19 protein-coding genes and 1 pseudogene are annotated in these 25,532 nt (G+C 74.6%); 4 read left to right on the top strand and 16 right to left on the bottom strand.

Annotated features, from left to right (window positions below; all coding sequences use genetic code 11):
* Positions 1-174: 174 nt before the first annotated feature.
* From AB0K43_RS24125 to eccD, 10 genes are all read right to left on the bottom strand, one after another.
* Positions 175-2,928, bottom strand: a complete 2,754-nt coding sequence (locus AB0K43_RS24125; protein WP_363643061.1) for a hypothetical protein — start codon at positions 2,926-2,928, stop codon at positions 175-177.
* On the bottom strand, positions 2,925-5,705 hold the full coding sequence (locus tag AB0K43_RS24120) for a hypothetical protein (protein WP_363643059.1): 2,781 nt from the start codon (positions 5,703-5,705) through the stop codon (positions 2,925-2,927). Before AB0K43_RS24120 ends, AB0K43_RS24125 begins: the two co-directional genes overlap by 4 nt.
* Entirely contained in the window at positions 5,705-6,019 is a 315-nt protein-coding gene (locus tag AB0K43_RS24115; RefSeq protein WP_363643057.1) for a hypothetical protein, read from the bottom strand. The genes AB0K43_RS24120 and AB0K43_RS24115 overlap by 1 nt, the downstream gene beginning before the upstream one ends.
* Positions 6,012-6,452, bottom strand: a complete 441-nt coding sequence (locus AB0K43_RS24110; RefSeq protein ID WP_363643055.1) for a YbaB/EbfC family nucleoid-associated protein — start codon at positions 6,450-6,452, stop codon at positions 6,012-6,014. Before AB0K43_RS24110 ends, AB0K43_RS24115 begins: the two co-directional genes overlap by 8 nt.
* 55 nt (positions 6,453-6,507) lie before the next feature.
* Positions 6,508-8,556: a hypothetical protein gene (locus tag AB0K43_RS24105; protein WP_363643053.1), complete on the bottom strand. Its 2,049-nt coding sequence runs from the start codon at positions 8,554-8,556 to the stop codon at positions 6,508-6,510.
* Between the two features lie 86 nt (positions 8,557-8,642).
* On the bottom strand, positions 8,643-9,071 hold the full coding sequence (locus tag AB0K43_RS24100) for a hypothetical protein (RefSeq protein ID WP_363643051.1): 429 nt from the start codon (positions 9,069-9,071) through the stop codon (positions 8,643-8,645).
* Between the two features lie 14 nt (positions 9,072-9,085).
* Positions 9,086-9,388, bottom strand: a complete 303-nt coding sequence (locus tag AB0K43_RS24095; protein ID WP_363643049.1) for a hypothetical protein — start codon at positions 9,386-9,388, stop codon at positions 9,086-9,088.
* A gap of 47 nt (positions 9,389-9,435) precedes the next feature.
* Positions 9,436-9,777 carry a WXG100 family type VII secretion target gene (locus AB0K43_RS24090; RefSeq protein WP_363643047.1) on the bottom strand — a complete coding sequence of 114 codons (342 nt, stop codon included), beginning with the start codon at positions 9,775-9,777 and terminating at the stop codon, positions 9,436-9,438.
* Between the two features lie 104 nt (positions 9,778-9,881).
* The gene (eccB, locus tag AB0K43_RS24085; RefSeq protein WP_363643045.1) at positions 9,882-11,333 is read right to left on the bottom strand and encodes a type VII secretion protein EccB; all 1,452 of its coding nucleotides are present in this window, start codon (positions 11,331-11,333) and stop codon (positions 9,882-9,884) included.
* A gap of 60 nt (positions 11,334-11,393) precedes the next feature.
* Positions 11,394-12,761 carry a type VII secretion integral membrane protein EccD gene (gene eccD / locus AB0K43_RS24080; protein WP_363643043.1) on the bottom strand — a complete coding sequence of 456 codons (1,368 nt, stop codon included), beginning with the start codon at positions 12,759-12,761 and terminating at the stop codon, positions 11,394-11,396.
* Between the two features lie 210 nt (positions 12,762-12,971).
* Here eccD and eccCa point away from each other — a divergent pair, with 210 nt between their 5' ends.
* Positions 12,972-16,916: a type VII secretion protein EccCa gene (gene eccCa, locus AB0K43_RS24075; RefSeq protein WP_363643087.1), complete on the top strand. Its 3,945-nt coding sequence runs from the start codon at positions 12,972-12,974 to the stop codon at positions 16,914-16,916.
* A gap of 150 nt (positions 16,917-17,066) precedes the next feature.
* Positions 17,067-19,736: a hypothetical protein gene (locus AB0K43_RS24070; protein WP_363643041.1), complete on the top strand. Its 2,670-nt coding sequence runs from the start codon at positions 17,067-17,069 to the stop codon at positions 19,734-19,736.
* A gap of 69 nt (positions 19,737-19,805) precedes the next feature.
* Here the strand turns inward: AB0K43_RS24070 and AB0K43_RS24065 are convergent, their stop codons facing one another.
* Positions 19,806-20,372 carry a WhiB family transcriptional regulator gene (locus AB0K43_RS24065; RefSeq protein ID WP_363643039.1) on the bottom strand — a complete coding sequence of 189 codons (567 nt, stop codon included), beginning with the start codon at positions 20,370-20,372 and terminating at the stop codon, positions 19,806-19,808.
* Positions 20,373-20,574: 202 nt separating this feature from the next.
* Here AB0K43_RS24065 and AB0K43_RS24060 point away from each other — a divergent pair, with 202 nt between their 5' ends.
* The gene (locus AB0K43_RS24060; RefSeq protein WP_363643037.1) at positions 20,575-21,444 is read left to right on the top strand and encodes a chitosanase; all 870 of its coding nucleotides are present in this window, start codon (positions 20,575-20,577) and stop codon (positions 21,442-21,444) included.
* Positions 21,445-21,548: 104 nt separating this feature from the next.
* Positions 21,549-22,541 (top strand): hypothetical protein, encoded by a 993-nt coding sequence (locus tag AB0K43_RS24055; protein ID WP_363643035.1) that lies wholly within the window; start codon positions 21,549-21,551, stop codon positions 22,539-22,541.
* 63 nt (positions 22,542-22,604) lie between these two features.
* Here AB0K43_RS24055 and AB0K43_RS24050 read toward each other — a convergent pair whose 3' ends face one another.
* The 5 genes and pseudogenes from AB0K43_RS24050 to AB0K43_RS24030 all read right to left on the bottom strand — a co-directional run.
* Positions 22,605-23,561: an NAD-dependent epimerase/dehydratase family protein gene (locus AB0K43_RS24050; RefSeq protein WP_363643033.1), complete on the bottom strand. Its 957-nt coding sequence runs from the start codon at positions 23,559-23,561 to the stop codon at positions 22,605-22,607.
* Between the two features lie 98 nt (positions 23,562-23,659).
* A pseudogene (locus tag AB0K43_RS24045) lies at positions 23,660-23,782 on the bottom strand (Uma2 family endonuclease); the annotation flags it as partial.
* A gap of 130 nt (positions 23,783-23,912) precedes the next feature.
* On the bottom strand, positions 23,913-24,332 hold the full coding sequence (locus AB0K43_RS24040; protein WP_363643031.1) for a VOC family protein: 420 nt from the start codon (positions 24,330-24,332) through the stop codon (positions 23,913-23,915).
* Positions 24,333-24,424: 92 nt separating this feature from the next.
* Positions 24,425-24,967, bottom strand: a complete 543-nt coding sequence (locus tag AB0K43_RS24035; protein ID WP_363643029.1) for a hypothetical protein — start codon at positions 24,965-24,967, stop codon at positions 24,425-24,427.
* A gap of 97 nt (positions 24,968-25,064) precedes the next feature.
* On the bottom strand, positions 25,065-25,532 hold a 468-nt coding region (locus tag AB0K43_RS24030; RefSeq protein WP_363643027.1), incomplete at its 5' end, for an RICIN domain-containing protein.

The raw sequence follows: 25,532 nt of genomic DNA, 5'->3' as shown, positions 1-25,532 counted from the left end.
CGGCACGACGATCGAAGGATATGACACGGAGAAACCCCTGAACTGATGGACCGTCAGATGAAAAGAGACAGAGCTCTGTTCCGACGATCCCGGTTGCAGGAGTCGACCCATGAACGGCAGCCGTACACGACGGTGACCACTGGATGACGGGCCGGCTCGGCCCGGTGTTCCGGCTCAGCCGGACAGCAGCGGCCCGACCGGCAGGTGGTGCACCGCGGGGACCAGCGGCCGATCCGGCCGGCCCGGTTCCGGCGCGCGCAGCTCCTGTTCGACGACCGTCACCGGCTGCCCCAGCAGCGCCGCAAGACGGCCCGCGAAGGGGCGCAGCGCCTCGGTACCGCCGATCGGAGCGGCCAGCTCCACCGCCCGCCCGGTGGCCTCCAGTGCGCACAGCATCAGCGCCACCGTCTCGGCCCGTACGCCCAGTTCGTGGATCGCCTCCAGGCTCGGCGCGCTGCCGAGGGCGAGCCGGAGGCGGCCAGGTGCGATCTCGGCGAAGCGCCGGTCCGCGCGCCGGCGGCCGGCGGCCCGCTCCGGCCGGATCCACAGGCCCAGCAGCCGGCCGAACGGATCGAAGGCCGCTTCGGCGAGGGCCGTGTGCGCCGCCGACAGGTCGGGCAGCGGTCCGGCCGGGGGGCGCAGGGCGGCGGGCGCGACCCGCTCGTCCAGCAGCCAGACCGGCTCGCCGTGGCGGGACGCGCGGGCGCCGATCCACCGGCCGGGCCGGGCGGCGCGGTCGAGCAGTGCCTCGGCCTCCGGGGGCAGGTCGACCCGTTCCGGCAGGCCGTCGCCGTCGCGCCGGCGCAGGTCGGTCACGGAGGTGATCGGCGGCAGCCCGTCCAGGAACTCCGGCAGGGCGGTCAGCAGGGCGAGCCAGCCGGCGTCGGGGTCGGGCAGCCGCCGGATCACCGGGTCGACGGCGGACAGGTACAGGTCGCCCTCCCGGGCGATCAGCTGCCAGCGCAGAAAGGTGACGCACCGCGCCAGCACACCCGCGGCCTCGGCCGGGGCGACCCGCCTCGGTGTCGCGGGGCCGCCGGCGATCGGCCGTGCCCAGCTCACTTCGTGACTGTCCGTCAGAGCATGCTTGGTGGGCGGCAGTTGCTCGACATCGAGGCCCAGGAGGCGCAGCACCTCGTGATGGATCCGGCCGGAGCGGTGCGGCGCCAGGTACCGCTGGTCCTGCCGGATACGGGCGACGAACGGCTGCGCCATGGTGTCGAGTCCGCCGAAGATCTCGGGCTGGCTCCGGCCGTAGTTGAGCCGGGCGCATTCGGACCAGAGCGCGAGGGCCGGGTGCCGGGCCGGTGCCACGATCACGTCGTTGCCGACGCCCAGGCCCGGGTTCATCGTGAAGCCGAGGCGCGCGGCCGCGACCCGGTCGATCAGGGCGGTGAGGCGCTCGGTGGGCGCCAGGGCCCCGGCGAAGACCATGTCGCCGTCCACGTAGGCGCCGCCGAACCGCGCCACGATGTCCACCCGCAGGTGGTCGCTGGCCGAACCGTGGCCCCGGGGCAGCTGTTTGGCCGTCTCCAGGACGAACGGCAGGTGCAGCCGCATCGGCGCACCGGCGTGGAACACCTCGTACAGGTCGATCAGGTGCACACCGTGCGCGCGGGCCCAGTCGAGCATCGAGCGGACCTCGGCGAGCGGGGTGGCGCCGGGCGGCGCCGGCTCGGCCGCGGCCTCGGCGAGCAGGGCACGCGGCAGGTCGGTCCACAGCACGAAGTCCAGCTCGCCCGCGTACTGCTGCGCGGCCCGTCCGAAGTTGTGCCGGAACACGCTCTCGGCCGGCAGCGGGCCGCCGAGCCAGATGCCGTGCACCAGGTACGGGATCCGGGTCAGCTCCGGGAGCGGCGGCGCCGCCGGACCGGGCGGGCGCCCCCAGCCGCGCAGTTCGGGGCTTCGGCGCGCGTCGGCGGTCCGGCCGCGGTCGCGCTCCAGCGCGCGCGGGGTGAGCTCCTCGGCGCTCGGCGCCGAGCGGGTGAGGCTGAGCCGGCGCAGCAGGGGCGCGAGGTGCTCGGGGGGCAGCGTCCCCGGGTCGGTGCCGTGGAGGAACGGGGGCGGCGGCGGCAGTTCGCGCAGCCGGAACGGGTCGGTGCCGTACCAGGCGGCCAGCTCGGCCTCGAACTCCTCGGTGTACAGGCCGGGGTGGGTGTGCTCGCGCAACCAGGCCAGCAGGACTGGGTCGGCCGGGGGGCGGGGTACGGCGGGCGCGGCCGGGTCGGCCGGGCTCCGGTGGGCGAGGGAGCGCAGGCGGTCGGCGAGGCGGGCGGCGCGTCGGGTGCGCCGGTCCGCGGCCGCGCGGAGCCGCTCCCGTACGGCACTCGGCGCGGCCACCGGGTCGACGGCCGGCTCCTCGGACAGGGCCGCGGCCAGCCGCTCGGCCAGCTCGGCCGTGGCGGCGGCCAGTTCGGGCCGGCGCAGGTCGAGGACGGCCGCGGCCGCCCGGGTCAGGGCGGCGGTCCGGGCGCCGGAGAGCTCCGTATGCCCGCGCAGCTCGTCCAGGGCCGCGTGCCGGCCGGCCGGGGTGGCGAGCCAGGCGGTCCACCGGGCGGTGTCGGCCCGGTGCGCCGGGCCGTCCAGTGCCGCGGCGAGGTGGCGCAGCCGGGCCTCCGAGCCCGCCGCCGCGACCGCGCGCTCGGCCAGTTCGGGGGCGAGCCGCCCGGGCGGGAGGGCGTCGACCGCCGCGCGGGCGAGCTCGGCGGCCTCCCGGGCGGCGCGGGCGGCGCTGCCGACGGACCGGATCCGTGCCATCGCGGCGGCGTCCGCGAGCAGCCCGGCGAGCTCCGCGTCGGCCAGGCGGGCAAGCTGCGCCGGGTCGGCAAGCTCGGCGAGCCGGCCCCGCGCGGCGTCCCGGCCGTCGTCCCGGAGGGTGGGCAGCGCGTGCGCGAGCGCCACCGCCCGGGCCGCGGTCGGCCGGGTCACCCGGCGCCGCCCGTTCCCGGGCCGCGCCACAGCTCGGCGGCAGCCGCCCGGTAGCTGACCGGCGGCACGATCGGCGGGCCGGGCGGTGGGACGGGGAGCGAGCGCAGCAGGTCCGCGGCGAACTGGACCGGTCGGCCCAGCAGTTCCTCCAGCCGGGCCGCGAAGGCCAGGTCGCGGGCGGCGTCCACGGCGGGGGTGACCAGCCGGATCGGCCGGTCGGCCGCCCCCAGGTCGAGCAGCAGCAGGGCGAGATCCTCGGGCCGCAGCTCCAGGTCGTGGATCCAGTCCTCGTGCGGGGAGCTGCCGAGGGCGATGCCGAGCTGGCCCGGGAGCAGGCCGGCGAAGCGTCCGTCGTGCCGCCAGAAGGCGGCGGTGCGGGGTGATCGGAGCCAGAGGCCGAGGGTGCGGCCGAACGGATCGAGGGCGACCTCGGTGTACGGGGCGAGGACGGCCGCGCGGTCCGGCACGGGCTGCACCGTGCGCAGCCGGGCCCGTTCGACCTGCTCGTCCAGCAGCCAGACCGGCCGGCCGGCCGGTGAGAGCGGGGCGCCGATCCAGGGGCCGGCGGGCGGGTGGCGGTCGAGCAGCGCCTCGGCCTCGGGCGGCAGCGCCACCCGCTCCAGGCGGCCGTCGTCGTTCCTGCGCAGGTCGGTCACCGAGGCGACGGCCGGGGCCCCGTCGCCGTCCAGCCGGGGCAGCACGCGCAGCAGGGCGGTCCAGGCCGCGTCGGGGTCGGGCAGGCCGCGGACCACCGGGTCGACGGCGGACAGGTAGAGGTCGCCGCGCCGGGCGATCAGCTGCCAGCGCAGGAAGGTGACCAGGCCGGCGAGGACCTGGAGCACCTCTTCCTCGGTCCGGGCCACCGGTTGGGCCGGCTCGCCGGTCGGCGGCGGTGTCCAGCTCAGCTCGTGGCCGATCCGCAGGGCCGGGCCGGTGCTCGGGAGGTCGAGGTAGGGGATGCCGAGCAGCGCGACGACCTGGTACTGGACGCAGCCGGTGCGCGCGGGGGCGAGGTAGCGGGCGGTCTCGCCGATCCAGCGGCCGGCCATGTGGCGCAGCGAGCCGAAGATCTCCGGCTGGGTACGGCAGTAGTTGAGCCGGGCGCGCTCGGTCCACAGCCGGATCGCCGGGTGGCCGGCGGGGGCCACGATCGCGTCGTTGTCCACGCCGCCCGGGCGGGGGTTGACGGTGAAGCCGTGCACGGAGCCGGCGATCCGGTCGAAGAACGCCGGGAGCGGCTCGGCGCCCGGCCCGTCCGCGAAGCCGATGTCGCCGTCCACGTAGGCACCGCCGAACCGCTCCAGGAGCTCCACCCGGAGCAGGTCGCCGAAGCTGGCGTAGCCCCGGGGCAGTTGCTTGGCGAGCTCCAGCACGGCCTGCCGGTGCAGCCGCATCGGCGCGTCCCGGTGGAACACCTCGAAGATGTCGACCAGCCGGATCCCGGAGTGCTCCGCCCAGTCGAGCAGCCGGCGGACGTACGCCAGCGGGTCGCGGCGCCCGTTCGGCGGGGGCGGGGTCGCCCGGGCCCGCTCGAACCGCTCCCGGGGGACGTCGGTCCACAGCACGAAGTCCACCCGGCCGGCGTAACGGCGCGCCGCCTCACCGTAGTTGCGCCAGAAGACGCTGTCGGCGGGCAGCGGCTTGCCCACCCAGACGCCGTGCACCACGTGCGGCAGCCGGGTCACCGCGGGGAGCAGCGGGGTGCCCGGCTCCGGCGGCTGCCCCCAGAACCGCAGTTCGGGGGTGCGCGGGAGCTCGCTGACGGTTCCCCGGTCGGCTTCGAGTGCCTCGGGGGTCAGCTCGGCCGGGGTCGGCGGGCGGCGGGTGAGGCAGATCCGGCGCAGGAACGGCGCGACCTGGCCGGGGGCGAGCGCGGCCGGGTCGAGACCGGTCAGGAACGGCGGCGGAGCGGGCAGTTCGCGCCGTCCGAACGGGTCGGCGCCCAGCCATTCGACGATCTCGTGCTCGGTCTGCGGGGTGTAGAGCCCGGGAGTGGTGTGCCTGCGCAGCCAGGCCAGCAGGACCGGATCGGCCGGGGCCGCGGGCGGTCCGACGGGTGCGTACGGACCGGCCGGCAGGTGCCGTTCGGCGCGGGCCAGCAGCCGCTGGGTGAGCCGGTCGGCCCGCCGGGCGCGGCGACGACGGGCGGCGGCGAGCCGCCGCCGCAGCCGGGTCCGGGCGCCCGGACCCGCGGTGGACGGCGCGGGAGCCGGCTCGGCGGCGGCCAACTCCTCGGCCGCCAGCTGCTCGGCGGCCAGCTCCAACTCGGGGAGCCGGAAATCCAGTTCGGCCAGTGCCGCGCGGGCCAGCGCCGCACCGGCAGCCCGCCTGGCGACCGCCTCGGTGATCGGCTGAAGCTGCCCGGCCGACGCGGCCGCCGACGCATCGGCCGGCGACCGGGGCAGCGCCGCGGCAAGGCAGCGCAGCCGGGCGACGGCTCCGGCGGCGGCGACGGCTCGGTCGGCGGCCTCGGCGGTGATCAGCCCGCTCGGCAGCGCGTCGACCGCCTCCCGGGCCAGCTTCCCGGCGTGCCGCTGGGCGTCGGCGGGAGCGCCGGAGTCCAGCAGCCGGGAGACCGCCTCGGCGTCCGCGAGCAGGGCGGCGTGCTCCCCGGCGTCCGGCCCGGCCCCGCCGTCGGCGGCCCGCGCCAGCCGGCTGCGGAGCTCTTCGGCGGCGGCCCGGCCGCGCTGCTGCATCCGGGGCAGCACCCGGGCGAGGGCCACGGCCCGGGCGGTGTCCCGCAGCGCCGCCGGCCAGGATGCGGTGGCGCCGTCCATCACAGGCTTGCGGCGATCTCGGCGGCCGTGTCCTTGGCGTAGTCGAACTCCTTGACCAGGTTGATGCCGTTCTCACCGGCCTTGTCGACCACCTCCCTGACCTTCGCGACCAGCTCGCTGAGGTCCTTGGTCGCCTGGTCCACCTGGTCGTGGTACTGCTTGCCGATCTCGTCGTTGCCGCCGACCCGGAGATTCAGCTCGTTGATCGCCTTGACCTCGCCCTCGATGGTCTCGATCAACTTCTTGAGTTCGCCGAACTCCCCGAACCGCTTCTTCAGGTCCTCGCCGAGCAGCAGGACGTCGGGCTCAGCCACCGAACTCCTCCTGCTTGCCGGCGCGCCCGGCGGCGGCCTCGGCGTCGTAGCCCGGCATCATCGCCCGGAGCGGCTCCAGCATCTCGTCGATCTCGCCGCCGCCGCTCATCGAGACCCGGAGCATGTCGCCGATGCCGTCGAAGCCCTTCATCGCCTGGATGACCTTCTCGCCCATCGTGGCCCGCGCCTCGTTGAGCAGGTCGGTGAGCAGGGTGGCGAGCTGGGCCGGCGCCATCTCGCGGTAGCCGGTGGTGTGGAAGGTCATCGAGACCACCTGCCCCTGCGGCCCGACCTTCACGGTGACCAGCCGGTCCTTCGAGGTGACCGAGACGGTGGCCTTGGCCAGCTCGTCCCGGGCCTCCACCGCTCGGGCGTGCTCGGCCCGCATGGTCTCCATGGCCTGCTCGATCTGCTCGCTGAACGAATTGCTCACGCTGCTCCTCTCCTCGGGCCCGTCGGGCCGTTGCCTCTGCCGTCGGCCGCGCCGGTCAGCGGCCGATCACCCCGCTGACGGCGGTGGTCTCGGTGCCCCAGACCTCTTCCTCCTCGGCCAGCCAGGTGGTGCGCTGCTTGTCCTTCTCGTTCGGGTTGCCCGCGCCGGCGCCGGCCCCCGCGCCCATCGGCGGCATCATCGGCGAGCCGCCGGTGGTGTTGACCTTGCTGCCGGTCAGTGCCTGGCGCTCGGCCGCGGCCAGTGCCTCCTGCTCCGCCGCCGCGGCGCGCTCGGCCGCCGCCTTGGCCGCCGCCGAGGGATCGCCGCCGTTCGCCAGCGACCTGGTGCTCAGGCCGTTGGCGCCACCGATCGCGCTGCTCCCGGAGGGGCCGAGGCCGAGGCCGAAGCCGAGACCGCCGCCGCCACCCGCGAACGGGTTCGGGGAGTCGCCGCCGAACAGGCTGTCCCGGGTGGCGTCGTAGGCGTGCCGCTGGTCGGCCAGCAGTTGGGTGGACTCCGAGACCGGGTTGCCCTGGTCGTCCCGGATGGTGCCGTCCGGGCCGATGGTGTAGCCGCTGTCGACCACGATCGGGTTGCCGTTGCGGTCCAGGACGTCCTTGCCGTCCGGGCCGATCACATGGCCGTTGTCCCCGATGTGCGAGCCGGGCGGGACCTGGAGGTAGCGGCCGGGGGTGTCGGTGCTCGCCCCGTCCGGGACGGTGATCGGGTTGCCGTTCTTGTCGAGCACCGGCTTGCCGTCGGCACCGATCACCTGGTGGGTGACCGGGTCGATGTGACCGCCCGGCGGGACGACGACCGGGTTGCCGTTCGCGTCGAAGACCGGCTTGCCGTTCCTGTCGTAGACCGTGCTGCCCGGGCCGCTCGTGCCGCCGCCGGTGAGACCCCCGCCGGTGAGGCCGCCGCCGACCCCGCCGCCGAGCTGCGACAGCGAGTTGCCCATGGTCTGGAAGCCGCTGCCGAGTCCGGAGCCGAGCGAGCTGAAGTTGTTGCCCAGCGAGCTGAAGCTGTCCTTGAGCCCGTCGCCCATCCCCTTGAAGGCGTCGTTCATGTTGTTGCTGAGGCTGCTGAAACCCTCGCCGAAGGGGTTGCCGGTGGAGTTGTTGCTCAGGTCCTTCTCCGGCGCCGGCGGCGGGCGCAGCGCCACCGCGCCCACATTCGCCAGGGTGGGCAGGACCGGGGTGTACCCCTGGTCCATCAGGTGGAGGGCGTCGACCGCGCCCTTGTCCAGGATGTCCTGGACGTTCTTCATCCAGAGATCCTTGGCGTTGATCTCCACGTGCTTCCAGAAGTCATCGCCCTTCGGGTCCCCCCAGGGCGTGGTGATCTGGAACTCCGGCATCCCGTTCTCGTCCTCGGTCACCTTGGCCTGGGCGCCCTCGAAGGAGGCGAGGACGGCGTCGTGCAGCGGGTTCACCGGCCAGGCCAGCCGGCTGTCCCAGTACTGCTGCTGGGTGTTGACCATCTTGAGGATCGCCCCGCCGAGTGCGACCCGGGCCTTGGCGAGCTCCTCCTTCGCCTTCCGATTCTGCAGCTCGGCCTCGAACATCTGCATCTCGGTGGCGAGCATGTTGAGCAGCGCGCGGAACTCGCCGGCCGCGCTGCCCTGCCAGTCGGCGCCCGGGGCATTGACGGACTGGGCCCACTCGCGGGTCTTGGGCACCCACAGCTGGAGCAGGTTCTCCACGGACTTGAGCATCTCGACAGCCGCGTCGAAGCTCCAGACGCTCATCTTGTCGTTCTGGTACGGGCTCCAGGCCAGCGGATTCAGGATGTTCGGGCCCTGCCGGACGAACTTGCCCAGCTCGGTGGACTCCGACTCGAACTGCGGCCAGGCCAGGTTGCAGCCGATCACCTGGGCGTACACGCCGCCGTTGCTGCTCCGGTAGTTGATCGAGTACCAGATGTCGTACTTCGTGTTCATCGCCCCGGAGTCCACCACCGAGGCGTTGTAGACCTCGTTGCCGTGACTCGCGATCCAGTACTGCCGGCTGTAGTCGGCGACCGCGCTGCGCTTGGTGGTGGCGCCGGTCTGGGTCGAGCCGGCGAAGACCGTCAGCACGTCCTCCCAGGTCGCTGTCGCCATCTCGGTGTTCTCCCAGGGTCTCTAGAGGTTCGGTCCTGCGGGCCCGGTCGGCGCGGCCCGACCCGCAGGGCCGGACGGGGCATGCCTCAGTGGACGGGTCCGGGCCCGCCGCCGAGCACGTCGTTGATCAGCCACATCAGCTGGGAGGCCTTGAGCGCCTCGTCCTCACCGTTCTGCAGCAGGATCTGCGCATTCTCCAGATCGAGGATCAGCTTGTTGATCTGGTCCTCGATCTTCACGAACTGCGTCTCGATGGATTTGCTGTAGTTGGTGAAGGCCAGCTGCAGGGCGGCCACACTGCTGATCAGCGTGCCGCTGCCGGTGAGCAGCAGCGAGTACTCGCCGGGCGCCGGCATGGTGTTGGCCGCCGCGCTCTGGAACCGCTGCAGCGCCTTGCGGCCGGCGTCGGTGCGCAGCGAGTCCAGGAAGGGCCGCAGCTTGTCGTGGGCGAAGTCGCGGAGGTAGCCGTCCGTCACCTTGAGAGTGTCGGAGCCCTCCTCGGAGGTGTCGGGCACGGAGTTCGCCCCGCCTAGTAGGCGCGCATGAGGTTGCCGCCGTTGGTGTCGGCGTCCCGGATGAGGCCGTGCATCACCTCCAGGGCGGCGGCGGCCCGGGCGATGTCCGCCTTCATCTCGCCGTCGGCGGAGTGCAGCAGGTTCGCGAAGTCGCTCGCGCCGGCGGCGAGCGCACCCTTGAGCTCGTGGCCGAGCCCCTGGGTCAGGTAGGAGGCGGTCTGCTCCATGACGTCCTCCATCTGGTGGCTCAGGTCCTTCAGCATGGCGGTCACCTCCTCGATCTGGCCGTGGTGGAGTTCAAGACCTTCGGTTGCCATGGTCAATGCCTTCCTCGTGATGCGCGGTGGTGGTCGGAGCGGTCGGGCTAGAGCTGGGAGGCGATGTAGTCGCTGTGGTCGCTGCTGCCGTACACCGAGTTGGCCACCACGGTGGCGTCCTCACCGCTGGTGTCCATCCCGGCCTGGGCATCCTTGAGCTGCTGGTGGAAGGCCGAGTACTTGGTCTGCACCTGCTGGTACTTGGCCAGCCAGGCCTCCATGTTGTTCTGGTAGGCATCGCTGGCCGCGGCGCGGAAGTGGACGTTGATCTCGTCCATCAGGGCGCGGACCCGCTGCTGGGTGTCCACCATGTACTGCTCCTGCTGCTCGACCACCTGCAGGACCGCCCTGACTACGTTCGGATCGTTCTTCGTCGTGTCGCCGGCCATCCGCCGTCCCTCCTCGGTGCGGCAACCGGAACCGCCGGCTGCCTGCTCTCCCGGGCCGGGAGCCCCGACCCGCCATGGTGAACGGGCCCCGGCGGCCCGCCGGTTCACCCCTTGCAGGGGTCCGGGGCGGCCGGCTGGGTGACGATCCCGCCCGAGGCCAGCAGCGTCGGGTCCAGGCTCGGACCGGTCGGCAGCAGGCCCAGCAGCGTCCCGGGGACGGCGTCCGGTGCGACCTTCTCGTACCCGAGCTGCTTGGCCGCGGCGGCCGAGGGCAGCGGGTACTTCACGCCCGCGTCGGTCACCAGGTACAGCGTCGAGCCGAATCCGCTCCCGGTGACCGCCCGCACCAGCGCCCCGCCGCCCGGCCGCACCGCGATCCGGTCGGCGCCCGCGCAGGCCGGCGCGACACCCGGCTGCGGGGCGGCGCCCTGGCCGGCCACGGCAGCCGCGTCCAGCACGCTCACCCCGAGCGCCGGGGCGCCGGAGCCCGGCCGCAGCTCGGCGCAGACGGCCTGGCCGGGCCCGGCCGGGGCGGGCTGCGGCGGTACGGCCGGCAGGTCGGCGCCCGCCCAGGCGGCCGCCGCCGGGGCGGGCGCGGTGTGGGCGGAGAGGTCGGCGGGCCCGACCTGGCCGAGGTTCACCGCGTCTCCCCCGTACGCCTCCTTCTGGGTCCGCGGATCGCCCTGGACCAGCGCGAGCATCGTCCCGGAGAGCGGGGCCAGACCGTCCTGGGTCAGCACGTAGCGCTCCTCGCCCGGCCCCGCGAACAGCTGCCCGAGCCGGCTCGGCCGCCCGGCCAGCACCGGCCCGGCCGTACCGCGCCCGCGGATCTCGGGCGCCGTCAGCTCGGGCCCGACCGGGACGGCGTTCAGGAAGCCGGCCGTCACCGGCACCGGCGCGCTCGCCGCGAAGCCCAGCGCCCGCCGGGCTTCGCTGCCGGCGTCCAGCTTCAGCCGCAGTCCGTGCCAGAGCAGGAAGGCCGTGCCGTCGGGCGCCGAGACCAGCACGCCCTGGGCGTCCGCCAGCCGGCGGCCGGTACCGCGCAGGCCGATCGACAGCGCGAGCTGCGGGCCGCTCCGGCCGCCCGGGGCGCCCTGGACCACGCAGGCGAGCCAGTCGGAGCGCCCCAGCTGGTCGGCGGTCGGCAGGCCGTCGGGGGCACCGACCAGACCCACCGGGCCACCGCGCGGCGCGCCGGCCAGCGACTGCACGCTGACCTGCTGGAGCGTCAGCTGATCGCCGGCCAGCAGCTTGGCGCTGGCCTGGTTGAGCACCGGGTGCAGCGCGCCGCCGGCGTACAGGTAGCGGGCGCCGGTCTCCTTGACCAGCACCAGGGTGCCCGGCTTCTGCCAGCCGGTCGCACCGCCGGGCACGATCAGCCCGTAGACGCCGACCACCAGGCCGATCAGCATGGCGATCGCCAGGCCGATCACGGCGCCCCGGGTGGTCCGGGCGATCGGGGTGTCGGGGGCGTCGGGTTCGCCGCGCAGCATCCCCGAGGAGACCCGGCTCATCACGAACAGGTGGGCCTGCACCTGGTCGCGTCTGGACTGCATCGGGGTTGTCTCCTTCGACGTCGACCGGTCGGACGGTGCCGGCGTGCCGGGCCGGCGGGATCAGCCGGCGACAGCGCGCAGGGTCTGGTAGAAGCCGAGCACCTGGAGGGCGAGCGGCAGCAGGGCGAGCGCGACCAGCGAGTGCAGCAGGTCCGCGGCGCGACCCCAGTACGGCAGCAGCCGGCGGCCCGGCACCGTCCAGGCGACCACCGCGAGCACCGCGGCGACCCCGAGCAGCGCGCCGGTCAGCATCAGCCGGCCCTCCCAGCTGCTCTGCAGGCCGAGCCGGCCGGTCAGCAGCACCAGCCCGTACAGGCCGGGCAGCATCACCCCGAGCCGCTGCCAGAGGCTGCCGATCTCGCGGGCGTGCAGCAGGAGCAGCACCGACAGGTCGGCGGCCATCGCCGGCAGGCCCCAGCCCTCACCTCCCGCGATCAGGGTCAGGCAGCCGGTGCAGGCCAGGCCGATCGCGATCAGGAAGCCGGTCAGGTAGCCGTCGGCCACCGCGCTGCGGGCCAGCACGTCCTCGGCGGGGAACGGCTCGATGTCCTCCTGGAGCTCCTCGGCGTTGCGCGGCAGCGCCGGCAGCCGCAGGCCCGCCAGCTTGAACGAGATGCCCGGCACGAACGCGCCGAACAGCACCGCCGCGGCCGCCAGCATCGCCGCCGAGTGCTGCGGCGGCACGTCGAACACCGCCATCGCACCCGCGCCGCCGCCGAGCACCGCCAGCAGCAGCACCGACAGGAAGAACGGCACCGAGCGGCCGACCACCGCGAGCGCGAGCACCGTGGCCCCGGCCGCGGCCGAACCGCCCGCCACCAGCCGGGCCGAGCCGGTGACCCCGGGCAGCAGCGCCGCCGCGGCCACCGCGTACCCGATCCCGGCCGCCCCGAGCGCCGTCCCGGCGGCGGCGTCGCCGACCGAGCGGCAGGCCCCGCCGGCGCCGAACAGCAGCAGGACGGCGGCCACCGCCGCGGCGGCGCAGCGCATCTGCGCCGGACCGGGCAGCGCGAGCAGCAGGACGCCGCCGGCGAGCGCCACCAGGGCCATCGTCAGCGCGAGGTGGTGGGTCATCACCGGCCGCCAGGAGTCGCCGCACTCCTGCATGCCGCTGCGCACCCCGTCGACCAGGTCGTCGAAGTGCACCGGCGGCAGGGCCGCGACCCGGGGGCGCAGGAAGAGTTCCTCGCCGTCGCGCAGGCCGAGCCCCTCCAGGGTGCGCTCCTCGTCGAGGGGTTCGCCGCCGAGCCGCTGGAGCACCCAGCCGGCGTGCTCGATGCCCGACTCCTCGACCTCGGCGCCGGCGTAGCCGAGCACGCCGGGCAGCAGGTCGGCAAGGACCACGTCGGAGGGGACGGCCAGCTCGAAGGAGCTGTCGGGCGCGCGGAACCTCAGCCTGCACAGGCCCGTCACGGCTGCACTGCTCACGCCTCTCCCGCCCTCCGATCCGCCCGGCCACCAGGGCTCCCGCCCGGCACTACGTGCGGCGCCGGAAGAACGGTTCAGCCGGCCGGGTGAACCCCGCGGGGCCGGCGGTCCGTGCCTGGGGTAGCAGGGCCCGCGTGCCGCCCGCGAGTGAGGAGAGGTCCGTTGAGCCTGGTCGTCGTCGACCGTCCGCCCCGGCGCCCCGGACCGGAGATGCCGGACGGTGACATCCAGCTCCAGGAGCCGCCCGGCCTGCCCGAGTCGCAGAGCGGGCTGTCCAGCATGCTGATGATGGCGCCGATGGCGCTCAGCTCGTTCTCGATGCTGTTCATCTTCATCCATCCCGGCGGCGGTGGCGGCGGGCCGCTGACGTACGTGGCGATGGGCATGATGGGCCTGTCGGCGATCGGGATGCTGGTGGTCCAGCTGATCCGCGGCTCCAGCGACCGCAAGCGGCAGCTGCGCAGCGAGCGACGCGACTACCTGCGCTACCTCTCCCAGATGCGCCGGCAGGTCCGCCGGCACGTGGTCAAGCAGCAGGAGGCGCTGGCCTGGCGGCATCCCGCGCCGGGCGCGCTCGCCGCGCTGATCCGTACCTCGCGGCTGTGGGAGCGACGCGCGAGCCACCCGGACTTCGGTGACGTGCGGATCGCGGTCGGCTCGCAGCGGCTCGCCGTGAAGCTCGCCCCGCTGGCCACCAAGCCGGTGGAGGACCTGGAGCCGCTGTGCGCGCACGCGCTGCGCCGCTTCATCCACGCCTACGGCACGCTGCCGGACCAGCCGATCGCGGTGCACGTCCGCGGCTATGCCCACGTCCTGCTGCGCGGCGGCGAGGACACGGCCGCGGCCCGGGCGCTGGCCCGGGCGATGGTGGCGCAACTGGCGTTCTTCCAGGCGCCCGACGAGCTGCGGATCGGCGTGGTGGCCGGCCCCGACCGGCTGGCCGCGTGGGAGTGGCTGAAGTGGCTGCCGCACGCGCTGCACCCGACCGACACCGACGGCGCCGGCCCGGTGCGCCTGGTGGCGGGCTCGGTGGTGGAGCTGGAGCAGCTGCTCGGGGCGGAGTTCGCCGGCCGCCCGCCCTGGGAGCCGGACGCCCAGCCGGGCCGGGACGAGCCGTACACCCTGATCGTGCTCGACGGCGTCCGGCTGCCGGCCACCGGCCGGGCCGCACTGGCGGGTTACCGCAACGCGACGGTGCTGGACGTGGACGGCGCGCTGGAGTGGAAGCACGCGAAATACACGCTCCGGCTGCGGATCGAGGACGGCGCGCTGGAGCTGGTCGGCGCGGACCGCAACCGCAAGGACAGCGTCACCGCGCTCGGGCGGCCGGACGCGCTCGGGGCGGCCGCCGCGCGGCGCTTCGCCACCCTGATGTCGCCGTACCGGCTGGGCGACTCGGTGGACTCCGCCGAGCCGCTGGCGGGCGACTTCGACCTGGCCGCGCTGCTCGGGATCAACGACCTGCACCGGCACGACGTGCCGCAGTCCTGGGCGCAGCGCCCGCGGGAGCAGCGGCTGCGGGTGCCGCTCGGCCTCGGCGCCGACGGTACGCCGGTCGACCTGGACATCAAGGAGTCGGCGCAGGGCGGCATGGGCCCGCACGGGATGCTGATCGGCGCGACCGGCTCCGGCAAGTCGGAGCTGCTGCGTACCCTGGTGCTGGCGCTGGCGCTCACCCACTCCTCGGAGACGCTCAACTTCGTGCTGGTCGACTTCAAGGGCGGCGCGACCTTCCTGGGCCTGGACCAGCTGCCGCACACCTCGGCCGTGATCACCAACCTGGCGGACGAGGCCTCGCTGGTCGACCGGATGCGTGACGCCCTGCACGGCGAGATGATGCGCCGCCAGGAGCTGCTGCGCTCCGCCGGCAACTACACCTCGCTGCTCGACTACGAGTCCGCGCGGGCCGCCGGGGTGCAGCTGGACCCGATGCCGACGCTCTTCGTGGTGGTCGACGAGTTCTCCGAACTGCTCGCCGCGCACCGTGACTTCATGGAGCTGTTCATCATGATCGGGCGGCTCGGCCGCTCGCTCGGGGTGCACCTGCTGCTCGCCTCGCAGCGCCTGGACGAGGGCCGGATGCACGCCCTGGAGTCGCATCTGTCGTACCGGATCGGTCTGCGGACCTTCTCCGCGATGGAGAGTCGCGGCGTGCTCGGCGTGCCGGACGCCTACCAGCTGCCCTCGCAGCCCGGCAACGGCATCCTGCGCAGCGACATCTCCACGCTGACCAGGTTCAAGGCCGCGTACGTCTCCGGGCCGTACCGGCACCAGCGCTCCACCCCCGCCCAGCAGGCGGTGGTGGCCGGCCAGATCGTCGCCTACGGCACCGAGTACGTGGCGCCCCGGCAGCTCCCGGCGGTGGAGCAGGAGCCGGTGGAGCAGGAGGAGGAGTCCACCCGCACCCTGCTCGACCTGGCGGCCGAGCTGCTGGTGGACGCCGGTCCGCCGGCCTACCGGGTGTGGCTGCCGCCGCTGGACGTACCGCCCACCCTGGACGAGCTGCTGCCGCCGCTGGCCCCGCACCCGGTGTACGGGCTGACCACGGACGGCTGGGCGGGCCGGGGCGCGCTCTCGGTGCCGGTCGGGGTGATCGACCGGCCGTTCCAGCAGATGCGCGACCTGCTCACCGCCGACCTGTCCGGCGCCGGCGGCCACGTCGGCATCGCCGGCGGCCCGCAGAGCGGCAAGAGCAACCTGCTGCGGACCCTGATCACCTCGCTGGCGCTCACCCACACCCCGCGCGAGGTGCAGTTCTACTGCCTCGACTTCGGCGGCGGCACGCTCTCGGCGCTGCGCGACCTGCCGCACCTGGGCGGGGTGACCGGCCGGCACGATCCGGAGCGGGTGGGCCGGACGCTGGCGGAGATCAACGGGATCATCGCCCGGCGCGAGCAGAGCTTCGCCCGCCTCGGCATCGACTCGGCCGCCACCTTCCGCCAGCGCCGGGCCGCGGGCGACCTGGGGTTGGCCGACGACCCGCACGGCGACGTGTTCCTGGTGATCGACGGCTGGAACACCCTGCGCCAGGAGTTCCCCGACTTCGTCCCCGTGCTCGGCCTGATCGCCGGACGCGGCCTCAACTACGGCGTGCACCTGGTGGTCGCCGCCAACCGCTGGGGCGAGATCACCGGGGCGCTGCGCGACCAGCTGGGCACCCGCTTCGAGCTGCGGCTCGGCGACTCGGTGGACTCCACCGTCAACATGCGGGCCGCCGCGACCGTGCCCAAGGTGCCCGGCCGCGGCATCACCGACGAACAGCTGCACTTCCTCACCGCCCTGCCCCGGATGGACGGCTGCGGCACCACCGACGACCTCGCCGACGGCGTGGCCGACCTGGTGGACGCGCTGGGCGACCACTGGAGCGGCCCGCGGGCGCCGGAGGTGCGGATGCTGCCGCTGCGGCTGGAGGCCGCCACGCTGCCGCCCGCCGAGGGCCGGCTGCGGATCGCGCTCGGCCTGGAGGACCGGGAGATCTCCCCGCTCTGGCACGACTTCGAGGAGTCGCCGCACCTGATGGTGGTCGGCGACAGCGAGACCGGCAAGACCAACCTGCTGCGGCTGCTGGTCCAGGGGATCACCTCGGCGTACGCCCCCAGCGAGGCCCGGATCATGCTGATCGACTTCCGCCGCGGCCTGTACGAGCTGGTGCCGGAGGAGTACCGGCTCGGCTACGCGGTGGCGGTGGACGTGCTCAAGCAGATCGTCCAGGGCGCGGCCCGGGCGATGGAGGGCCGGGTGCCCAGCGAGGAGATCTCCCCGGCCCGGCTGCGGCTGCGCGACTGGTGGACCGGCCCGGAGCTGTTCGTGATCGTCGACGACTACGACCTGATCACCGCCCCGGTCGGCGCGCACCCGTTCGCCCCGCTGCTCGACCACCTCGCGCAGGGCACCGAGCTGGGGCTGCACCTGATCGTGGCGCGCGGGGCCAACGGCATCGGCCGGGCGATGAGCGATCCGCTGCTGCGCAGGCTCCAGGACGTCAACACCCATGCGGTGCTGCTGTCCTGCCCGCCCAGCGAGGGCCAGCTGTTCGGCAGCGTCAAGCCGCGCCAGCTGCCGCCCGGCCGGGCCCTGCACATCACCCGGCGCCGCACGCTCCAGCTGCAGACCGGCCTGGTCGAGGAGCCGGCCGGGCCCGCCGGGGCGGGGTGAACCGGGGGTGGTGCGGACCGCGTTCACCTGGGCGGGGTCGCGGGGACGGCGCGCGAGCCCTGAGGAGCGATCAGTGGAGGCGGACGCCATGGCCGAGCAGGTGCCGCGCAGGACCGCCGCGGGAACGGCCCGCCCGGCCCGGGGAGCGCGGTGAGCACCGCGCACGCCGGCACCCACCCCGACGGTCCGGCGGCCCCGCGCCGCAGGTTCGGCCGGAAGGCGCCGGCGGTGCCCGCGGTGGCCTCGGCCGTACCGGCGGTGGCGTCGGCCGCACCGGCGGTGGACCTCGGCCGCTCGGTGCTGCGCCCGCTCGGGCCGCACTTCGTGATCGCCCCGGCCTCGGTCGGCGATGACGAGCTGTCGGCCGCGGCCGGCGCGCTGCGCCCGGTGCCGGACAGCCTGATCGTGATCGCCGCCGCCCCGGACGCCGCCCCGGTGCTGCGCGACGAGATGGCCTCGCTCGGCCGGCTCGCCCGCGAGCGCGGGGCCGGCACCCTGATCCTGGCCGCCTCCGGACTGGCGGCGCTGGCCCCCAACGGCCGCCGGCCGGCCGAGAAGGTGGCCGACAGAGCCGGCGTGGCGGTGATCGCGCCGGACGGCCTGGTCGCCATCCAGCCGGACGGGACGCTCAAGGTCACAGCGCCCAACGGCTCGAGCCAACGGGCCTCCTGGTGGATCTGCCGGCCGGGCGAACGGCCGCGGCGGCTGCGCGAGACGGTGACCGCGACCACCCCGGCCGAGGCCCGGCCCGGGCTGCCGGCCGTGGCCCCGGCCCGCCCGCCGATGCCGTCCGCGGTCGCGGTGGCCAAGGTCGCGGCCGGTTTCTGGCTCACCCATGTGACCGCCCGGCCGGACGCTCCGCTGCCCGCGATCGGCCTGCTGGCGGCCCCGCCCGGCACCGTCGTCCTGCTGGTCGGCACCCCGGCCCTGCCGGTGGTCGACCCGGTCGACTTCGCCGACGCCGTGGCCGCGCTCCCGGTCGGCCGGGCCCAGCTGCTGGTCAGCGCCCCCTGGGCGGACCCGGAGACACTGACCGTGCTCACCGGCACGCTGGCCGCGCGGCTCGGGCGGCCGGTGCACGCCGCGATCGGCCTGCCGGTCGCCGGCCCGGCCGGCTGGACCAGCCGGGTGCTCGACCAGGGCGGCGGCGCCACCTGGGAGCCGTACCTGCTCCGGCTGACCTCGACCAACCGCCACAACATCGTCACCTCCGCCTGGCGGGACGGCGGCTCACGCTGGGCGCCGGCCGGGCCGGGGATGTTCCAGGCGTTCCCGTTCTGGGCGCTGGAGACCGTCCCGGCCGGGCTCTGGCTGCGGCCGGAGCCGCCGTTCGCCTGGGCACCGCGGTTCCTGCGGCCCGATCCGGCCCGGCCGCTGCTGATCGTCGGCGAGCAGTCCCGGCCGATCGCCCAGGAGGTCTGGGAGGAGCTCGGCAGCCTGCTCGACCGCTTCCCGCCGCCGGGCCCGCGCGGCTTCGGCCTGCTGCTGCACGGGCTGGTCGACCAGGCCTCCGAGACGGTCGCCAGGTTCATGGCCCGGATGCACGAGCTGGAGTGGCTCGGCTCGGTCGGCTCACCGGTGCCAGCCCCGGCCGGCTACTCGATGCCGTACGCCGGGCCGAACCCGACCGGCCACCCGGCCGGTCGGCTGGCCGGACCGCCGCCGACGCAGGGCATCGCCGCCGAACCGGAGCGCCACGCGCTGGGCGCCGGCCCCGGACCGCTGGGGTATCCGGCGGTGCAGCCGGACCCGCTCCCGCCCGGGCCGGCACCGCTCTCCGGGCTGCCTGGCCCCGCCCCGTCCGGCCCCGGTGCGCCCGGTGGCGGCCCGGCCGAGCCGCCCCCCGCGCCCGAGCCGGTCCAGCCCGCGACGCCGTACCCGCCGCCCGCGCCGTACCCACCCGCCGTGGACCCGGAGCCGGCCCCGGCCGCCGGGCCGGAAGCGGTCCCCGTCCCGGAACCGCCCCCGGAGCCGCTGCCCGTCCCGGAGCCGGTGGCCACCGGGCGGGTCTTCGAGCCGCAGGACTTCGCGCCGGCCGCCACCGTGAGCGGCCCCGCGGACCGGGACGCGCTGCGGGCCCTGCTCGGCGACCAGTACCAGCGCTGCGCCAGCCGGGTGGAGCAGGCCGCCACCCGGCTGCCGGGCCTGCGGTCGCACGGGAAGGACGACATCAAGCCCGATCTGGTCGCCGTGCTGCTGCACCACACCGACACCGGCACCCCGGCAAGCCGGCCGGAGCTGGTGGCCGCGGCCCGCAGCGGCGCCCCCGGGCGGCTGGCCCCGTACCTGACCTGCCTGGGTTCGGGCCTGCGGCGGCTGCCGAGCCACCACGGGGCGGTGCTGCTCGGCGCCGACCTCGCGGCCGAGGCGCTGGCCGCCTACCCGGTCGGCCGGCAGCTGCTGGAGCCGGCCCCGCTGGCCGGACTGACCTCGCCGGCGGTCGCGTTGGGCACCGCGGTGGAGTTCGCGATCTGGTCCACCACCGGTCGGCGGACGGCCGCGTTCGGTGCCACCGGCGAGGAGGCCCAGGTGGTGTTCGCGCCGGGGACCAGGTTCGTGGTGGTCGAGGTCCTCCCGGCCGGGGGCCCGGACCGGCCCGCGCGGGTGCTGCTGCGCGAGACCGCCGCCACCACCGGGGCGGACTCCGCGGACCGCGACCGCAGCGCGCGCGAGCGGCTGCACACCTGGCTGGCCCGCCGGGACAAGGTGGCCGCCGGCGAACGCCGCGCGGTGGAGCGGCCCGAACGCTTCCGGCTCAGCCCGGGCATCGACCTCCCGCAGCACGGCACCGCCGCACCGACCGGGGACGCGGCGACCTAGGGACCCGGTCCGGGGCCGAGGGGGTGCCTCGGTCGGCCGGGCACGGAGCTGGGCCTGGCGGGGCGACGGTCAGCGGACGCCGGTCGGCAGGATGAAGCGGGCCCAGCTCGGCGCGTCGATGCCGACCGCCCGGCAGTGCCCGACCACGCGTTCGGCGTCCACCCGGGCGTTGCGGACCACCGACGGTTCGATCCCCAGCGCGGCGGCGAGCTGGCGCTCGGTCCAGCCGCGGTCGACCAGCAGCAGGACCACCCCGGGCCGGGCCGTACGATCCGTCCTGGCCAGGTCCATCAGGTCGAGGTCGCCGCGGCGGGCGAGACCCTCGCCGAGGTCGAGCAGGTCACGGATCCGGTCACCGAAGTGCCGGCGCTCGGCCGGGGTGAGGCCGCCCCAGACCCCGGCGCTCTCCTCGTGCGCCATCGCCCGGTGCAGGCACGCCTCGCGGACCGGACAGCAGCGGCAGATCCGCTTGGCGGCGTCGTTGCGCGCGTCGGCGTCCTCGGTACGACCGCCGAAGAAGATCTCGGGGTCGACGTGGCGGCAGGCGGCCGCCTCCAGCAGCGGCGTCCGGGCGCCGGCCGGGACGCGACGCGCCCCTGGCGCCGGGGCGCGGGAGATCGACTGTACCGACATCATCTGCCTCTCGGATCGGGGCTTCGCACGGCGGAACCGTCCGCGCACGGTAAGACGCACACAACGGGGGTCGCGGTTCAGCCGGCGCCCACCGGCCCTGCCCGGCCGGGGTTGAACCCCGCCGCCGCCACCACCCGTTCCCCGTGGCGGGGATGCCTCCGGCATGTCCGACGAAGCAGCGGCGAAGACACACCATGGAGCCTCTATGCGGTCGAAGCACGCCCGGTCGAACCGGTCCACCCCCCTGCGCATCGCGCTCGCGGCCGTCCTGGTGAGCACCGTCCCCGCCGCGGCGGCCTTCGCCCGCCCGCACCGGACGACCCAGCCCACCGGCGCCTCCCCGACCTCCACGGCGGCCGCCGGCACCGGCCTGAGCGACCCCCGGCTGAAGGAGATCGCGCAGCAGCTGGTGTCCAGCGCCGAGAACTCCTCGCTGGACTGGAAGGCCCAGGTGCCGTACATCGAGGACATCAAGGACGGCCGCGGCTACACCGCCGGCATCGTGGGCTTCTGCTCCGGCACCGGCGACATGTACGACCTGCTCAAGCACTACCAGCAGCTGAAGCCGGACAACACGCTCGCCAGGTACCTCCCCGCGCTGAGCAAGCTCAACGGCTCCTCCTCGCACTCCGGGCTCGACCCGGACTTCGTCTCCGACTGGAAGAAGGCCGCCACCGACCCGACCTTCCAGAAGGCGCAGGAGGACGAACGCGACCGGGTCTACTTCGGCCCCGCCGTGATGCAGGCGCAGGGCGACGGGCTGCGCGCGCTGGGCCAGTTCATCTACTACGACGCGATCGTGATGCACGGCCCGGGCGACGACTCGACCAGCTTCGGCGGCATCCGGGCGAGCGCGATGAAGAAGGCGAGGACACCCGCCCAGGGCGGTGACGAGAAGGCCTACCTGACCGCCTTCCTGGACGCCCGCAGGGCCGCGATGAAGACCGAGGCCGCGCACGAGGAGACCGACCGGGTCGACACCGAACAGCTGGTCTTCCTGAAGGCCGGCAACCTCGACCTCCAGCCCCCGCTGGTCTGGAAGGTCTACGGCGAGAGCTTCCACATCGACCAGTAGACCCGCCGCCGAGTGGGCCGACCGCCCACCCCACGACCGCCCACCCCACCACCGCCCACCCCACCACCGCCCGCCCCACCACCGCACAGCGACAGGACAGCACCATGCCCGATCCACGACCGCGCGACACCGCCTGCCACGAGCTGCTGCTCGCCCTGGCGGGGCGGCTCCCCGACGCGCCGCTGCGATCGGCCCGGCTGGCGCTCGCCGACGGCGGGGTGCACGCCGCGACCACCCTCGCCCTGGCCGAACTGGCCGGGCAGGGGCGGCCGGTGACGGCGGCGGAGCTGGCCGCGGCGGGCGCGCTCCTGGCGCAGGAACTGGCACCGGACGACTTCCTGACGGTCGGTCGGGTACCCGACCCGCCCTACGACTTCACCGAGTTCGGCGACGCCGCCGAGCTGGCGGCGGACCTCCTGGACGAGGCGGTGCTGCTCACCGCCGAGGCCTGCGCCGACCAGGTCACCGGCGTCTGGCGGTGCTGGCGCCGCGCGCTGTTCGCGGACGAGCCGGACCGTCGGGTCTACCTGGTGCAGGCCGAGTACCCGGACGACGCACCCGTGCTGGCCGGCACCTTCCACGAGGCGCTGGCCGCGGTGGGCGACGAGCAGGCCGGCGTCGAGGTGGTCGCGATCGGATCCGAGGTGGTGGGCTACCAGCGGCTCGTGCTCGACCACTCGCTCCTGCTGTGGGCCGCGGTGGCCACGGACGGCCCGGAGTTCGAGGTCGCCCGCGTCTTCGACCACGTCGACCCGGACCTGGGCCCCGGCTTCCGGCCCGACCACCCGATCCTGCCCGAGGGCGCCGACCGCGACCACGTCCTCGCCCACCTGTCGGCCGGACGCCCGGTGCTCAGCACCACCGCCCGGATGGCCGACCCGCTGGACCCCGCGGCCGGCGAGGCGGTCCCGGGCGGCTTTCTCACCGACGGCCACTGGATCTGGACCGAGGCCGTCGGCTACTTCCTCGACCGCCACGGCCTCGCCCCCGACCCGGCCCTCCTCGCCCACATCCGCACCACCGCCACCCACCCCACCCCACCCCCGGACGACGCCACCGTCACCCGCGCGGTCGACTTCCTCCTCCACCGCCCCTGACGACGGACCCACCTTCCAGTACTCCAGCCGTAGATCGTGATCACGACTCTTTCCCGGCGACCGTCAGGCTCTGGCGAGTAGCTTCGCCTCCTCTGATGGGGACAACCCGTGCCGGAGCGGCGGTTCGCCGCGCTCACGGTCCCAGGTCAGTACGTCAGCGATGGTCACGGCCAACGGGGTTGCGGGCATTCCGGCGGCGCGGGCGCGCGCAGGGCTTCGCTGCTGGGTCGGCCACATCGATTCGGGGCGGGTCAGCGGAAAGAACGGCGACACCGTATCGGCCGGCACAGGAACGACCTCGACCTGGCTGCCCGCCACCTGGGCGCAGGTGGTGATCAGCTCGGCCATCGTGGTCGGCTCAGCCGGACCGACGGCGTCGAACGCGCCGGGCCTGTCGTCCAGCAGCAGCTGCACCACGAGGCGGGCCACGTCGCGGGAGTCGACCACCTGAACTGGCTGTTCGGGGCTGCTTGGCAGGGCCACCCGGCCACCGCGCGCGGCCCGGCGAACCCAGTACACGAGCCCGTCCTGCACATCGTGCGGCCCGGCGACCTTCCCCAGCCGCACGATTGTCGCTCGTGAGCCGTACCGGGCGACCACGTCGTCCTCGCAGGCCACTTTGCACGGCCCGTAGGTATCCTCGTCCAGCTCCTCGGTGTCGCGCACCGGCGGGCGACGGGGTGTGTCCTCGTCCGAACCGGGCCCCACACCCGTCCGCACATACACAGCTTGACTGGAGATGAACAGGTACCGGCCGACCCGGTCGCCGAGTACCTCCATCGCCTGCCCGACGTGACGCGGGACGTACCCGCTGACGTCCACGACAGCGTCCCAGCTGCCGTCTTCCAGTGCCGCGTAGTCCCCGGTATCCCGGTCCCCGATCAGCCGGGGCACACCCGGGAACAGGTCGGTGCCAGTTCTGCCCCGGCCGAACAGGGTCACCTCGGCACCCTGACGCAGCGCATCGTCGACGATTGCCCGGCCCACGAACGAGGTGCCGCCAAGTACAAGAAGTCGCATAGCGCCCGACAGTAACGGCGCCCTCACGCCACCTCCACCGAGATTCCGCGCACGGTATGACCTCCGGCGCGGGCTCGCCAGGAACCGTCACCTGGCCCAACGAGCGCTCCGTCGATCAGTTCCGTATGGCCGGGCGCGTCGGGAAGACTGTCGAGATCATCGGCCTCCCACCCGCCGGCTCACGGACGTCTCCCGTCCCGAAGGACCTCGGGATCGACGATATCGCTTCCCGATTCGAAATGCACACCTTACATTCATGCCAGTGTGCGATTTCAGCACCGTGAATTTACCAGAAGGCATACTTCGACCGAATTGCCGTCGACCGTGCCGCCGAAAGAAACGGACCGGCAGTCAGAGCACCAGATCGTCGTGTTCGTCGAAGATCCAGCCGTCTTCGTAGAGCACCTCGAACAGGTGGCCGTCGGGATCGGTGAAGTATCCGCTGTGTCCCCAGGGATTCGGGCCGGCCGGGTGGGTGACGGTGGCGCCCAGCTCGGCGGCCTTGGCCATGACCTGGTAGACCTCGTCGGCGCTGCGGGCCACATACGCCAGGGCGAAGCCGGCGAAGCCACCCGGCTCCCGATCGGGCAGACCGGAGTCGGCCGCGAAGGCCGCCCGGGACTGGAACGCGACCGCGACCCCGCCCAATTCGAACAGCGCGAACTCGTCCGAGCCCGCCGTGGACCGTCGCCAGCCCAGCGCCTGGTAGAACGCGACCGAGGCGGCGACATCGCGCACACCGAGCAGGATCAGATTGAGTCGCTGCCGCATGTTTTCCTCCTGAGGACCGGCGCCCGGCACGCCATCTTGCCACCCACCGTCGGAGACGCTCAGTCAGGTGCACCGAAGGCCCGCAGACCCGATCAGCCGGCGGCGCTGTGCTGGCTCCAGGAGCCGGTGGTCGACGACCGCCGTGCCTCGCCGAGGTGCTCGGCGGGCCCGGTGGCGGTGCGTGGGGTGCTGCGGCTGTCCGGGGTGGGCATCAGGGCGAGGTCGGGGGCGGAGCTGGTGCGGGCGGTGCGGGTGGCGGACGGGACGGGGGCGGCCTGCGGGGACCGGCGGGGGGCCTCGGCGCCGAGGGCCTCCAGGCGGATCACGAAGTTGCGGACGCTGGTGTCGTGCGGGTGTTGCGGCCACAGCACGTCCTTGGCCTGGACGACCCGGCTGAGCCGGCCGCCGTGCGAGGACACCGGACCGGGCACCACCCTGAAGTCCGGCCGCCAGCTGAGCCCCGGGTAGTGGTGCTCCAGGATCAGCTCCCAGGAGTCCTCGCGGACGTCGAGGAACTCCCCGACCCGGCCCGCCAGCACGTGGGTGCCGTAGGCGGTCCGTACCACCGCCCGCTGCTCGAAGTCCGCGTCCTTGCCGACCACGGTGATCCGCCACGGGCCGTCGATGCGCATCATCGGTGTCCTCCTGAGCTCCTGGTCGGGGGCGAGGAGTCGCCCCCGACCAGGAGTACGGGCCGCCGGGTCGCGGTGGTTCGCCACGGCCCGGCGGCGGTCAGCTCGCGGTCCAGAGCTGGTTGGCCTGGCCGGTGCACGGCCACAGCTCCAGCTTGGTGCCGTTGGGCGCGGCGACCGCGCCGCCGATCACGTCCAGGCACAGCCCGGACTGCACCCCGACGATGCTGCCGTCGGCCTTGAGGGTCCACTGCTGATTGGTGCCGCCGTTGCAGGTGTAGAGCACGATCGGGGTCTCGGGAGCGGTCTTGCGGCCCGAGGCGTCCACGCACCTGCCCTGCACCCGGAGCGAACCGTCCGCCTGCGGGCTGAACTTCTGGCCGCCCGAGCCGTCGCAGTCCCGGACCTCGATCCGGGTGCTGTTGGCCGCCGACGGGGTGTTCATGCACCGCCCGCTCGCCTTGGAGACCAGAGCGCCGGCGGGCGTGTCACCGCCGCCGCCCAGCGCACCCGCGGAGAACCAGGCGTTGCCGCCGCCCAGCGCCCAGACCGACACATTGGTCACCCC

The organism is Kitasatospora sp. NPDC049258 (genome assembly GCF_040678895.1).
In the GTDB taxonomy this organism is placed as follows: Bacteria; Actinomycetota; Actinomycetes; order Streptomycetales; family Streptomycetaceae; genus Kitasatospora.
This window is presented reverse-complemented; position numbering and strand designations above follow the sequence as displayed.